Annotated in this window: 12 protein-coding genes; 8 read left to right on the top strand and 4 right to left on the bottom strand. The window is 70.4% G+C overall.

Translation table 11 applies throughout. The features are described 5' to 3' along the window. Nucleotides 1-139: 139 nt before the first annotated feature. Nucleotides 140-943 carry a phosphatase PAP2 family protein gene (locus IPK71_15410; protein MBK8215126.1) on the bottom strand — a complete coding sequence of 268 codons (804 nt, stop codon included), beginning with the start codon at nt 941-943 and terminating at the stop codon, nt 140-142. Nucleotides 944-1,138: 195 nt separating this feature from the next. Between IPK71_15410 and IPK71_15405 the strand changes: the two genes are divergently transcribed. Genes IPK71_15405 through IPK71_15385 form a run of 5 tightly spaced genes read left to right on the top strand, consistent with a single transcriptional unit; the run spans nt 1,139 to nt 6,334 of the window. Next, nucleotides 1,139-1,561, top strand: a complete 423-nt coding sequence (locus tag IPK71_15405) for a transcriptional repressor (protein ID MBK8215125.1) — start codon at nt 1,139-1,141, stop codon at nt 1,559-1,561. A gap of 43 nt (nt 1,562-1,604) precedes the next feature. Continuing rightward, nucleotides 1,605-2,636, top strand: coding sequence for a US12 family protein (locus IPK71_15400; GenBank protein MBK8215124.1), 1,032 nt, complete (start codon nt 1,605-1,607; stop codon nt 2,634-2,636). Between the two features lie 36 nt (nt 2,637-2,672). Next, nucleotides 2,673-3,146 carry a hypothetical protein gene (locus tag IPK71_15395; protein ID MBK8215123.1) on the top strand — a complete coding sequence of 158 codons (474 nt, stop codon included), beginning with the start codon at nt 2,673-2,675 and terminating at the stop codon, nt 3,144-3,146. Between the two features lie 49 nt (nt 3,147-3,195). Beyond that, the gene (locus IPK71_15390) at nt 3,196-5,154 is read left to right on the top strand and encodes a VWA domain-containing protein (protein ID MBK8215122.1); all 1,959 of its coding nucleotides are present in this window, start codon (nt 3,196-3,198) and stop codon (nt 5,152-5,154) included. A gap of 31 nt (nt 5,155-5,185) precedes the next feature. Next, a complete protein-coding gene (locus IPK71_15385; protein MBK8215121.1) occupies nt 5,186-6,334 on the top strand; it encodes a formimidoylglutamate deiminase in 1,149 nt (382 codons plus the stop codon). A gap of 21 nt (nt 6,335-6,355) precedes the next feature. On the opposite strand, the gene lepB is transcribed toward IPK71_15385, so the two are convergent. Continuing rightward, on the bottom strand, nt 6,356-6,955 hold the full coding sequence (lepB, locus tag IPK71_15380) for a signal peptidase I (protein ID MBK8215120.1): 600 nt from the start codon (nt 6,953-6,955) through the stop codon (nt 6,356-6,358). 203 nt (nt 6,956-7,158) lie between these two features. Here lepB and IPK71_15375 point away from each other — a divergent pair, with 203 nt between their 5' ends. Further along, nucleotides 7,159-7,971: a sigma-54-dependent Fis family transcriptional regulator gene (locus tag IPK71_15375; protein MBK8215119.1), complete on the top strand. Its 813-nt coding sequence runs from the start codon at nt 7,159-7,161 to the stop codon at nt 7,969-7,971. 54 nt (nt 7,972-8,025) lie between these two features. On the opposite strand, the gene IPK71_15370 is transcribed toward IPK71_15375, so the two are convergent. Next, nucleotides 8,026-8,484: a hypothetical protein gene (locus tag IPK71_15370; protein ID MBK8215118.1), complete on the bottom strand. Its 459-nt coding sequence runs from the start codon at nt 8,482-8,484 to the stop codon at nt 8,026-8,028. Nucleotides 8,485-8,619: 135 nt separating this feature from the next. Here IPK71_15370 and IPK71_15365 point away from each other — a divergent pair, with 135 nt between their 5' ends. Beyond that, complete coding sequence (locus tag IPK71_15365) at nt 8,620-9,921, top strand: bifunctional ornithine acetyltransferase/N-acetylglutamate synthase (protein ID MBK8215117.1); 1,302 nt, start codon at nt 8,620-8,622, stop codon at nt 9,919-9,921. 21 nt (nt 9,922-9,942) lie between these two features. Here IPK71_15365 and IPK71_15360 read toward each other — a convergent pair whose 3' ends face one another. Further along, nucleotides 9,943-10,848, bottom strand: coding sequence for an NAD(P)-dependent oxidoreductase (locus IPK71_15360; protein MBK8215116.1), 906 nt, complete (start codon nt 10,846-10,848; stop codon nt 9,943-9,945). Between the two features lie 125 nt (nt 10,849-10,973). Here IPK71_15360 and IPK71_15355 point away from each other — a divergent pair, with 125 nt between their 5' ends. After that, nucleotides 10,974-12,638, top strand: coding sequence for a hypothetical protein (locus IPK71_15355; GenBank protein ID MBK8215115.1), 1,665 nt, complete (start codon nt 10,974-10,976; stop codon nt 12,636-12,638).

Here is a 12,638-nt window from a genome sequence, read left to right as displayed (position 1 = left end):
ATCTTGGCTCGCACCGGTCACTGGGATGACCAGTGGCCCAACCTTGCGCTGCTCGGATGCAAGGTCTCGGTGCGGTCCAAGAATGGCTCGCTCGCGCGAGGCCCGTTCTCCCTCATTCGCGAGGCGCGCTCGGCCCTTTTCAGAAGGGAGACGGCAAGGAGACCGTGATCATCTGGCCCCCCTGGACGGGGACCCCGCCCACGACGACGCGCTCCGACACGGGCCCGTGGAAGAGGAGCGGCACGAGCACGCCGACGGCCGAGCCCACGACCATGCCCCCCAGCACGTCCGTGAAGTAGTGCTTGTCGCCGGCGATGCGGAGGTAGCTCGTCGCGAGCGCGAGCGGCAGGCCCACCCCCCAGATGGCCGGAGCCATGCGGTAGCCCCGCATTTGGGCGATCGTCCCGGCCGACGTCGCGATGGCGAACGTGAAGGCGGCGTGGCCCGAGAAGAACGAGACGTTGTTGTCCGATGGGCTCGGCGTCGCGCCCTTCTCTCCTTCGGGTAGCGCGTGCACGAAGGGCCGCTCACGCGCGAAGGTCACCTTCGAGATGCCGTTCAGCATCATGGCGATGGCGGTGGCCTCGCCGACGAGCAGGGCGTCGAGGGGCGCGTGCTCGAGCGCTCCTTCGTCGTGCGACGCGAGCGACAAGAGCCCGATCCCGACGAAGGGCGAGCTCACCGCGAGGATGTCGCTCGTGGCCCTCGCTGCCGACGGATCGTTTCGGCGTAGGGCGTCACGGACGGCGTCGTCGAGCCCGTTCGACGCGCACCATCGGCACGACGCGGCGAGCGAGCCCGACGCGAACGAGAGCCCGATCGCGGTGCCCGCGGCGACCGCCGTGACCGGAATGTCGACGCGGAGATCGTACCCGAGGCGACGCGGCTCCTCGGCGCGCGCCACGGTCGAGCTGCCGATCGCCCCGAGAAGGACGAGCCCCATCCCCAGTGCACGGGCAGCCGCGCGGCCGTCGGTCCCAAATCCGGGGCGGAGCGCTTTGCAGCTTGACGCAGACGGAACGTCTGGGCAGCGTGTGCGAAAGGTCGAGCACGTGGAGAGGCCTTTGTCATGAAACCGAAGCCGCACCACCATGCTCCGCCGAATCTAGAGCACTTTCGCGCGCTCCTCCACCAGCACATGGTGAAGAAGGGCCTGAGGTCGACCGATCAGCGTCGCCTCATCGTCGAGACCTTCTTCGGCGCCCCGAACCACGTCAGCATCGAAGAGCTGCTCGCCCAGGTGCGCGCGCGGGACCCGAAGGTCGGCTACGCCACGGTCTACCGCACCCTGAAGCTCCTCGCCGAGTGCGGCGTGGCCCTGGAGCGCCGCTTCGGGGACGGCCTCACCCGCTACGAGCTCGCCGACGAAGAGTCCCACCACGACCACCTCATCTGCGTCGAGTGCGACAAAATCCTCGAGTTCGAGGAAGAGCGCATCGAGGCCCTCCAGGAGGAAATCGCCAATAAATACGGCTACATCCTGAAGAGCCACAAACACGAGATGTACGGGGTGTGCCCCGAGTGCCAGGCCAAAGCCGGTCGGCCTCGCCGGTCCCCCTGAGGCGGGCTTCCGCTCGGCCCAACGAGGCGATAGCCTCTCCGGCATGAGCTGGGAGAGAGCGATCCGCACAGGGCACCCGAGCAGCGACGCACACGCCGTGGAAGACTTGCGGCGTCAAGCCGCGTCCCAGGGCATGACCCTCCAGGTCTCCCCGCTCCCGGGTGGGGGCCTCCATGTTCGCGCCGTCCCGTCGTACGGGGGGCCGACCCCGAGCTACGGCGGTCCGGCTCCGGCGGGGTATGGCGGTCCGCAGCCTGCCTTCGCGACCTACGGCGGCCCCCAGCCCGCAATGGCCCACGCGCACGCAGGAGGCTCGATCGACAACGCGGCGAACCAGCTCCACGCGCAGGCGTCGGGCGGCGCGGCGCCGGCGTTGGGCTCCGCGCGCGTCGCGTACCTCCGCAAGGTCTACGGGCTGCTCGCCGCGTCGGCCGCGCTGGCGATCGGCGCGGGCTCCGCCGTCATCTACCTGAGCCCGACCGAGATGGTCCCGCTCGACGACGGTAGCTCGGTCGAGGTGCCGATCGCCGCCGCTTTCCTGCTCCATTTCCACTTCCTCGCGTTCGGTCTCCTCTTCGTCGCCACGCTCGTCGCGAGCTGGGTGAGCCGCGTGCGCGTCCTCAACGTGATCGCGCTCTTCGGGGTTTCGGCGCTCATGGGGCTCGAGCTCGCGCCCATGGCGTTCGTCGCGCAGCTCCTCGCGAGCCGCGGAGAGACCCTCACCGCGAACCCCGTACGCGACACCTTCGTGATGGTCGGCGGCATCTTCGCGGCGCTCACCGGCTACGTCTTCGTCACCAAGAAGGACTTCTCCTACCTGAAGGCCACCCTGGCCATGGGCTTCTGGGTCGTCTTCTCGGCGGCGATCTTGGCCATCTTCCTCGGCAGCGAGCCGTTCTCGCTCGCGGTGGCCAGCGTCGGCGCGCTCCTCTCGATCGGGTTCTTGCTCTTCCAGACGAGCCACATCTTCCGCAACAGCCGCATGGACGACGCCGTGGGAGACGCGCTCGGCCTCATCGTGCAGCTCCGGAACCTCTTCGTGTTCTTGCTGCGCATCTTCATGTCCCGGCGCTGAGCCATGCGAAGAGGAGCGCTCTTTTCTTCCGCGGTCGTGACCGCCGTGGTCCTCGGGTGCTCGTCGCAGAGCACCGACGAGGGCCCCTGCACGAAGACCCAGAACGGCTACGCGTGCCGGTCCGACGGCGACTGCTGCAGCGGGAGCTGCCGCTGGCAAGGCGGAGGCTTCTGCCAAGACGCGAAGCTCGATCCCCCACCCTGCCAGGATGCCCTCGCCGGCTGCACGCAAGGGAGCCACTGCTGCAGCGGCGTGTGCCAAGGCGACGTCTGCCAAGGCCAGACGCCCTCGTCGAGCCCACCCCCTCCTCGCACGGACGGCGGGCAGTGCAAGCTCCCGGGCGCGGGGTGCGGTGCCGGCCCCGAGTGCTGCTCGGGGGGGTGCGCGAACGGGGTATGTCTCGGGGGTGTCGGCAAGCCCGACCCCGGGCCGTGCGGAGGGCCTTTTGCACTGTGCCGAATCCCGGACGAGTGCTGCTCCGGCCTTTGTGTCTCGGGCCGCTGCAAATGACCCCCGAGCCTCGCTGGGGGATTCGTCGGGTTCGTGGTAGGCGAGCCTGGTGAGCTTCGTCACCGCGCTCGCGCTCGGAATCGCGCTCCTCGTGGTGGCGCCGATCCTCGCGCACCGTCTCCGCCGAAAGGCCGCCGACGTGCGCCCGTTCGCCGCGGCGAGGCTCGTCCCTTCGATGCCTCCAAAGGCTCGAAAACGTTCAAAAATCGAGGACCGAGGCCTGCTCGCGATCCGCGCCGCCACGGTCGTGGTCTTGGCGCTGCTCGGGGCCTCCCCGCTCGTCCGTTGTTCGAGGCTCACGCTCGACCGCGAAGGGGGGGCGTCGGTCGCGCTCACGATCGTGCTCGACGACTCGGCCAGCATGCGCGCACCTCTCGGCGCCGGCCCGCGCGCACGGTTCGAGGGCGCCATCGCGGGCGCGACGCAGCTCCTCTCGAGCGCTCGTGAGGGCGACGCGGTCGCCATCGTGCTCGCCGGGGCGCCTCCTCGGGTGTGGCTCGCCCCGACGACCGATCTCGGCGCGGCCAAGGCCGCCCTCGCGGACGCCACCCCGAGCGATCGCGCCACCGATCTCGAGGGCGCGCTCACGTTGGCGGAGGGGCTCCTGAAGGACCTGCCGCACGTCGACAAGAAGGTCGTCTTGCTGAGCGATTTGGCCGACGGAAACGCGGGCGGTGCGCCGCTCGGCCGAGGCCTCGGTGTGCCCCTCGTGGTGCCGATGCCCGAGCTCGCCGCGAAGACCCCCGACTGCGCCGTGCTCACCGCCGACCGCACCGCGACCACGGTGCGCGTGCGCGTCGCGTGCAGCCCGGGAGAGGGGTTCGCCGGGCGCGCCATCGAGGTGACGAGCGCGGGGAAGGCTGTCGCGAGCTCGCCCGGGGTGGCCTCTCAGAACGCCGAAATCGTCGTAAAAATCCCAGATAACGCCCCCGACGGGCTCGTCGCTCGCCTCGCCACGCCCGACGCCGTCCCCTCGAACGACGCGGCCCCGGTGCTGACCGAGTCGGGCCCGAGCGCGATCGCCGTGGTCGTCGATCCGACGACGGAGACCACCGTGACGGGAGGGGCGCCGGTCGTCGAACAAGCCTTCTCCGCGCTCCACACGGACCTCGCGATCCGTCCTTTGCCCCAGCTCCCTGATCACGCCGAAGAGCTCTCGTCGTTCGCCGGGATCGTGCTCGACGACCCTCCCGGCTTCACGCCCGAGCAGCGCCGCGCCATCGCTCAGTTCTTGGCCGGCGGCGGGGTGCTCATGGTCGCCTTGGGTCCGCGCGCGGCCGAGGCCCCGCTCGGCGCCACCCTCGAGCCCGTGCTCACGCGGCCGCCGACGTGGGAGAAGAACACGTCGCCGGGCGCCGACCCGAAGACCGCACACGCAGCGTTCGCGGAGCCCGTGAAGAGCCTCACGGAGCTCTTCGCGGACAAACGCACACGCCTCGCCGAAGCCGACGTATCGACCTTCGAACGACTGCTCACGTTCACCGACGGGGCACCGCTCGTCGCTCGCCGAGACGTCGGCCCGGGAGAGGCTCGCATCGTCACCCTCCCCTTCTCGGTCGACGGCTCCGATCTCGTGCTTCGCCCGGGATTTCTGGCCCTCTTGGACGACTTCGCCGACGCCGCTCGGAGGCACGCGACGCCGCGCCGCAAGGAGGTCGGGGCCGCGTGGCTCGTCCCCACGACGGACGTTCGCGCCGTGCTCGGCCCCGACGAAAAGCCCCTCCCGCTCTCGAAGGGCCCCGACGGGACCCGCGTCTTTCCCCCGCTGGTCGGCCGCTACACCGTGAAGGGCGCGCGCGACGAGGTCCGGATCGCGTCCTTCCCGGCGAGCGAGCTCGACACCTCTCCACGCGCGACCGAGACGACCGCGAACGGGAAAAAGGGCGCGTCCGTGCGCACGCAGGTCGAGATCGCGTGGGCGCTCGCGCTCGTGCTCCTCGCCCTCGGCGCCCTCGAGCTCGCCGTCCGAGCCCTCCACAAGCCCGAGGGCGCGGCGCATCCACGTTGAAGCACGCCTGCCGGGCTGCTAGGGCTCGCCCGTGCTCGAACGTAGCCCGCAAGGCCTCCTCCTCCCTGCCCTCACCACGGCGCACTCGCACGCGTTCCAACGGGGCATGCGCGGAAAGGCGCAACGCCGCCACGCGAGCACCTCGGACGACTTCTGGACGTGGCGCGGCCAAATGTACCGCGCCGCCTCGGCGCTCGACCCGGACACGATCTACGCGGTCTCCAAGGTCGCGTTCGACGAGCTCGCCCGGGCCGGCGTCGACACGGTCGGGGAGTTCCACTACGTGCATCATGCACCCGATGGCACACCCTACGCGAACCGCACGGAGCTCGCCGAGCGCGTCGTCGACGCGGCCCTCGCGGCAGGCCTCCGCATTTCCCTGCTGCGGACGGCGTATTTCCGCGGCGGCCCCGGGCGCCCCCCCGAGCCGGGTCAGCGTAGGTTCTGCGACACCGACGTCGACCAGGTCCTCTCGGACGTGGAGCGACTACGTGCACTCTACAAGCATAACCCTCGGGTTCGTGTGGGCCTCGCTCCGCACTCGGTGCGCGCCGTGCCTCCCGACCTCCTCGTGCCGCTCGCGCGCTACGCGGAGCTCCACGGCCTCCCCCTCCACATGCACGTCTCGGAGCAGGCCCGCGAGGTCGAAGAGTGCGTCGCCGAGACCGGCAAGCGCCCCGCCGAGCTGCTCGCCGACCTCGGCGTCTTGTCGAGCCGCTTCGTCGCCGTGCACGCGACCCAGCTCGAGCCGCACGAGGCGAGGCTCCTCGGCGAGGCTCGGGCGTTCGCGTGTGTGTGCGCCACCACGGAGCGCGACCTGGGAGACGGCCTGCCGAACCTCGGCGCCATGCGCGACGCCGGCGTGCGCCTCTGCACCGGGATCGACAGCCACGTCGTGACCGACCCGTTCGACGACCTCCGCTCCCTCGAGACACACGAGCGGCTCCGCACGCGCGCACGCGTGACGTTCGTCCCGGAGGGGAAGACCCCCGCCGAGCAGCTCTGGTACGAGGCGGCCTGGAACGGCGCGCTGGCGTCGGGCTTCGACGGCCCCGGCTCACGCATCGTCATCGACCCGTCGCACCCGACCCTGGCCCTCGTCGACGACGACGTGCTGCTCGACGGCATCGTCTTCGGAGGTCACCCCGGGCTCGTCACGGGCTTCGCACCTTCGACCTGAATCGCGAATAGTTACGTACAGCTACAGCTTGCGCGCCCCGCTACGGCCGACGACGAGCACCGCCCGGCCGAGCAGCGCGTCGGCCGACACGAAGCCGAAGGTTCGACCGTCGCGGCTGTTCCCTCGATTGTCCCCGAGCACGAGGACGAAGCCCTCCGGCACGCGCGTCGTCGGCAAGTCGGGGCCGGGCCCGAGGTCGACGTTCGCGACGAAGTCTCGCCCTTCGCGCGCCGACTCCCCTGCGCTCGAACCCGCGGAGAGCTCTACGCGACCTCCCCTCACGGCCACGAGGTCTCCGCCCACGGCGACCACGCGCTTCAGCAACACGGCGCCGTCCTCCGGCGACGAGAGCACCACGACGTCCCCCCGACGCGGCGCGGGGGCGCCGGTCACGTAGTGGCTCGTGAACGGCACGCGCAGGCCGTACGCCGCCTTCGCGACCACCACGTGATCGGAGACCTCGACCGCGGGTTCCATCGACCCCGAAGGCACGTGATAGTGATCGGCAAACGAGGCGCGTACCGTCACGAGCGCGCCCAGAAATGCCGCAAACGCGACACCTCGCCGGACGACGTCGCGACCATTTCGAGAGAACGAAATCTTCGGAACCGAATAGGTCATACGACCTCAACCTCGACCGTGCGGCGTTCGTTCCCCTCGTTTGGAGAAAAGTGATTTCCATTCGGCAAACCTTGGCGACAAGGTGCCGCTTGGGCCACGATCGGGGGGTATACCTTTTGCGAATGCCCGCGTACGGGGAGGCCCCGATGGTTCCGCTTCACGCTCGGCCCCCGACATCGGCGGGTCGCGCGACCGTTCACCGTGTGACATCGAGCTTGGAGTCGCTGCTCGACGCGCTCGGCCGAGCCGACGTGCCCATCCTCGTCCGCGGCGAGCCCGGCGTAGGGAAGTCGTCGTACGTCGGCGAGATCCACGCGCGCTCGACCCGCGCCGGCCGCCCGCTCATCAAGTTGTCGGCGCGCGAGCTCCCCCACGAGGACGCGCTCTTCGGTACCGACTCCATCCGTGACGGGGAAGGCATCCTCGCGCGCGCCGATGGTGGCACGGTGATCGTCGAGGACATCGACGACCTCCCGGCCGGTGTGGACCAGCGGTTTCTCCGCTTCCTCCGAACGGGAGAGCTCGTGGCGCGCGCGGGCTCTCGCGTCACCCGACGAGTCGACGCGCGGGTGCTCGCGACGAGCGCGTCCCACGAGCGGTCTCGCTCCGCGCTCGTCCCACCCGCGTTCGCGATGGCGATCACCCTGCCCCCGCTCCGCGAGCGTCCGGACGACGTGGAGGCCCTCGCCCGTCACTTCGCCTCGGCGACCCATACGCTCTCGGGAGAGGCGATCGAGCGCCTGCGCGCGCACTCGTGGCCGGGCAACACCCGCGAGCTCCGCGACGTCGTCGAGGGCGCCATCCGCCGGGCCCCGAGCGGCGAGGTCACGGCCGAGCACGTCCTGCTCGACGACGACGACGGCCCGCCGAGCGAGTCCGAGCGAACCAAGCTGATCTCGGCCCTCGGCGAGGCCGCGTGGAACCAAAGCCGCGCGGCGGAGATCCTCGGGGTCTCGAGGCGCACGATCATCCGGCGCATGGAGCGCTTCGGGATCCCCCGCCCACGCAAGGGCTGACGGTCAGAGGCCGACCCCCGTCGTCGGCCTCTTTCCTACCCAGGGCACTCGTACTCAGGGCATCTTCGGTTTGGGCTTCGGCTTCGGGGTCCCGTTCGGCGGCGGAGGAGCTCCGTACGCCGACGCCATCGCCCCTTTGGGAGGCTCCGCCGAGGCGGAAGGCTTTGGCGCAGCCGTGGGCGCGGGCTCGATCGGCGCAGGCGGAGGCGCGGACGCCGACGCCGGCGCGGGAGGCGCAGCAGCCGACATGTCGGGAGCTGTCGGAGGTGCAGCGTCCTCGATCGTGGGCGGCGCGCCGTAGAGCGAGACGACGGTATGCGGCTCCCCGCACGCTTCACTCCCCGCCGCGAGGGCGACGCTGGCGCCGAACACGAGCATCGCGCGCGACAGGCTCGGGGTCGGGCCCCTTGGACGTTCGATCGCCCGCGGCTCGAGGCTCGCGCGGCAAAAAGGGCACGTCTCGTCTTCGGCGCGGACATGACGAGAGCAGTGGGCACACGGTGCGAGCGGCATGATCTTCCTCGTTTTCGTCGCGGGACGCGGGAGCTCGGGGCGAGCGCGCGAGGCCGAGTGAAGCCAAGGCCCGTCGAGTAGAGTACAGGAACACCGCGGCCGTGGTCCGCGCATCGACGCACTCTCCGAGACCTCATGGAACACAAGACCCTCGAATCCCACCGCGCGTGGCTCGTCTCTCAGTCGGCTCTCCCGTCGGGGTTCCGCGTCGGAACGACTCGGCTCTCGTTCGTCCCCGTCGAGGTCGAGAAACCAGGGACCATGGCCCTCACGGTGATCGCCATGGACGAGCCGACCGACGCCTTCGCCGCCGTGTTCACGAAGAACGCGTTCCCGGGTGCGCCCGTCACGATCGGGCGCGAGCGCCTCGGCTCACCCACGCTCTCGGCCATCGTGGTGAACAACAAAGTGTCCAACGTGTGCGCCCCCGGCGGCGTCGAGGCGTCCCTCGCGGTGTGCGAGGCGCTCGCGGCCGAGCTCGGCGTGCCCGCCTCTTCGATCCTCCCGTCGTCCACCGGGGTCATCGGTTGGCGCCTCCCGAAGGACGCGATCATCGCCGCGCTCCCCGCGGCCGTCGCCGCGCTCCAGGCCGAGTCGATCCTGCCCGCCGCGACCTCGATCGTCACGACCGACCTCTACCCGAAAATCCGGCGCGCGAGCGTGGGCCAGGGCAGCATCGTCGGCATCGCCAAGGGCGCGGGGATGATCGAGCCGAACCTCGCGACGATGCTCGTCTACCTCCTCACCGACTGCGACGTCCCCCGAGACGAGCTCCGAAAGGCCCTGGTCGACGCCGTCGAGCCCACGTTCAACGCCATGTCGATCGACACCGACACGAGCACGTCCGACACGGTCGCGCTCGTCTCGAGCCGCCGCGTTCCGTGCGATCTGCACGCGTTTCGCGAGGCGCTCACCGAGGTGTGCCGTGCCCTCACGGAGGACGTCGTGCGCAACGGCGAGGGGGTGCACCACGTGATCCGGGTCGAGGTCACGGGCGCCCCTTCGAACGAGCTCGCCCGCGGCATCGGCAAGGCCGTCGTGGGCTCACCGCTCCTCCAGTGCGCCATCTGCGGCAACGACCCCAACGTGGGCCGGCTCGTGATGGCCGTGGGCAAGTACGTGGGCGCGCACGCCCCGGGGCTCGATCTCTCGGACTGCACGCTCTCCATGGCGGGTCGCACGATCTTCGCGAACGGTGTCTTCCGCCTCGACCCCGAGACGGAGACCTTCTTGGTCGAGCACATGCGGAGCGCCGAGCTCTACGCGAGCGTGGCCCCCGAAGATGGCCTCACGTTCGCCCCGCCCGTACGTTTCCCGCCCCACGAGCGCGCCGTCGAGATCACGATCGACCTCGGCCGCGGCACGGGGCGGTCCGTCGTGCTCGGCTCCGATCGGTCGCACGAGTACATCAGCGAGAACGCCGACTACCGCAGCTAAACATCCGGAATCGCTTGCGATTCAGTCGGCGGGCGGTTTGGGGCGGCCCGCGTAGAGGCGCTCGAGGCCGAAGAGATCCTCGTCGCCAAGGCCGGCGCGCACGGCGTCCTCCAGGTCGCGAACGATGGCCCGGTGCACGGGCAGCTTCATCCCGAGCTCGTACTGGAGCTCGACGGCGAGGGCCGAGTCCTTCAAGGCGAGCGACAGGGCGAAGTCCGGAGAGTAGTCGCGCGCGAGCACCTTCGCGCGTTTGCCCTGGTAGCTCGGCGTTGAGAACGCGCCCGACGTGAACGCCTCCACCACGTGCTCGCGCGAGAGCCCCGCGCGCTCTCCGAGCACGAGCATGCTCGTGAACGCCACGAGGTGGTGGGCGCCGAGCCCGTTCAACACGATCTTCATCGCCTGCCCCTGCCCCACGCCCCCGCAGTGGATGACCTTCTTGGCGAGGGCCTGGAGCACGGGCTCGGCGCGGCGAATCGCCGGCTCCGCACCACCGACGAGCGCCACGAGCTCTCCGCGGAGAGCCGGCCCGACCGTGCCGCTCACCGGGCAATCGAGGTACTTCGCGCCTCGTGCCTTCACGGCCGCCGCGATCTCGCGCGCGCACGCCCGGCCCACCGTCGACATGTCGCACACGACCTGACGCTGCACGCCGCCGAGCCCCTTCACGCACCCGTCCGGCCCCGTCACGATGGCGCGCAACGCCTCGGCGTCGGCCACGCATGTGACGACGATCTTCGCGTCGAGCACGGCCTCCTTCGCGGTGGGCGCGACGACCACCCCGAGCCCACGGAGGCGTTCGGCACGCGCCGAGGAGCGGTTCCACACGCAGACAGGGAAATCGAGGCTCCGAAGGCGCTTCACGATCGCGCCGCCGAGCGCCCCTAGGCCGAGCACGGCGACCGTAGGAAGAGGCACGTTGGGCATCGCCGCCGAGTCTTGCGCGTCCGCGCCCCGATGGGTGGAAAAAAGTCGATCGTGTGCCGGGAGAACGCGCGGGAAGACCTCCGAAACGACCTGCCCGTTCGTACGAGAAAGGCTACCCTAGGGTCGTGCGTTCGAAGATGCTCCTCCTCGCCGGGCTGCTCACGGTCCCGGCGCTCCTCGCGGCCATCTCCTGCAAAAAGTCGACGTCCGTCCGCGCGACGTACGTGACGAACTTCGGCTGCCAGCCGAGTGGCAGCCTCACGCAGCCGGTCTTCTTCGCGATCGCACGCGTCGGTGAGCCCCTCGTGTTCGACGGAAAGCTCCCGCGCCCCGAGCACGCCGAGACGTGCATCCCGGCCGAAGCCACGGGGGATGCCACGGTCGGCGATCTGGCCGTCACCCCGAACCCCGACTACGCGGGGGCCTACGATCTCGTCGCCGTCGTCGGCTCGGAGAAAGAGGGGACGGCCGAAGCGTGTGGCCTCGACGCGAGCTTCCGACCGAAGGTCGGCGCGGACGGCAAGCCTCTCCTCGGCGGGGCGCACTGCGTGGTCGCGCGTCGTCGTGTGCGCTTCGTCGAAGGCCAAGAGGTAGCGCAACGGATCCTCCTCTCCAAAGCGTGCGCCGGCGTGCTCTGCGCGGAGGGCACGACGTGCAACCCCGAGACGCGCATGTGCACGACACTCCAAGAGAATTCGTCGCACCAGTCCGGCGGGAGCGGGACCGGCGCAGGCGACGTCGAGGGGGGAGTCGCGCTCGTCGAGGCCGGAGCTCCCGCCGACGCCTCGGTCGACGCGACCGTGCCGGTCGATTCGGGCACCATTCGTCCGTGCGCCCTCGCCCAGAGCACGTGCGGAGGGGCGGCCAACGGTTCAGGAGAGAACCCGACCCGCATCGTCGCGCAGGGCGGCGTGGTCGTGTGGGTGAAGCCGACGCTCGGTCCGGCCGCGGTCGAGACCGTGAGCTTCTCCGCCACGATCCCCCAAGTGACCGCGCTCACGGGGAGCGAGCAGAAGGGGCAAGCGACCTCGGTCGGTCTGATCCCGGTGGGAGGGAACGGGGCGGTGAGCCCTGTCGCCATCTTCGAAAAGGGAGGATTCGACGGCTTCATGCGATGGACCGGCTCCGACTGGGTCGTCATGCCGTTCTCCGGGCCCGCGGCCGCCGGGTACACGGTATCCGCCTGGAACAGCAACGGGATCATCGGAGGGGGCGTCGTGTCGAGCGCGCAGGGGCTTTTCCCCTTCGTCATCCAGTCGAACTTGGAGGTCGAGGTCCTCCCCACCGCGTTGACGAACAAGGCGGCGACCCAGCCCTTGCCGTTCGTGTCCCGGGGCGCCGTGCCTCACGTCGCGATCGTCGACGGTACGGACTTGGTTCGGGTCCATCGCGTGCCCGGCGGAGGCAGCGACGTCGAGAGCAACGCGCTCGACCCGAAGGGGACCATCACGGCGCTCGTCGACTCGAACGACGCGAGACCGTCGGCGAGCTTCGTGCTGGAGGGGAGCTCGCTCCAGTACGTCACGAGCGGCATCCTCGGCACGACCCGTGAGGTCCTCTCCGGAGTCTCGCAGGCCACGTCCGACGCGACGCACGTGTATGCCCTCACCGCGGGCGTCGGCACGCGCCTTTACGCGATTTCGCGCACGAATCCTTCCGACATCTGCGAGATGCCGGGCGGCGCCGCGCGCGCCATCGCCGTCGACGCCGAGTGCCTCTACACGGTCGACCGCCCGGGCCAGGTGGCCCGGTTCACCGTTCAACGCGTCGCCAAGGTCCGCGCGAACTAA

The sequence above is a fragment of the Myxococcales bacterium genome (assembly GCA_016712525.1).
Taxonomy (GTDB): domain Bacteria; phylum Myxococcota_A; class Polyangia; order Polyangiales; family Polyangiaceae; genus JAAFHV01.
This window is presented reverse-complemented; position numbering and strand designations above follow the sequence as displayed.

What these genes read in the sequence shown, in the direction of transcription:
- IPK71_15365 (MBK8215117.1), top strand. Translation starts at nt 8,620, where the DNA reads ATGGAACACAAGACCCTCGAATCCCACCGCGCGTGGCTCGTCTCTCAG.
- IPK71_15405 (MBK8215125.1), top strand. Translation starts at nt 1,139, where the DNA reads ATGGTGAAGAAGGGCCTGAGGTCGACCGATCAGCGTCGCCTCATCGTC.
- IPK71_15360 (MBK8215116.1), bottom strand. Translation starts at nt 10,848, where the DNA reads ATGCCCAACGTGCCTCTTCCTACGGTCGCCGTGCTCGGCCTAGGGGCG.
- IPK71_15400 (MBK8215124.1), top strand. Translation starts at nt 1,605, where the DNA reads ATGAGCTGGGAGAGAGCGATCCGCACAGGGCACCCGAGCAGCGACGCA.
- IPK71_15410 (MBK8215126.1), bottom strand. Translation starts at nt 943, where the DNA reads ATGGGGCTCGTCCTTCTCGGGGCGATCGGCAGCTCGACCGTGGCGCGC.
- lepB (MBK8215120.1), bottom strand. Translation starts at nt 6,955, where the DNA reads ATGACCTATTCGGTTCCGAAGATTTCGTTCTCTCGAAATGGTCGCGAC.
- IPK71_15370 (MBK8215118.1), bottom strand. Translation starts at nt 8,484, where the DNA reads ATGCCGCTCGCACCGTGTGCCCACTGCTCTCGTCATGTCCGCGCCGAA.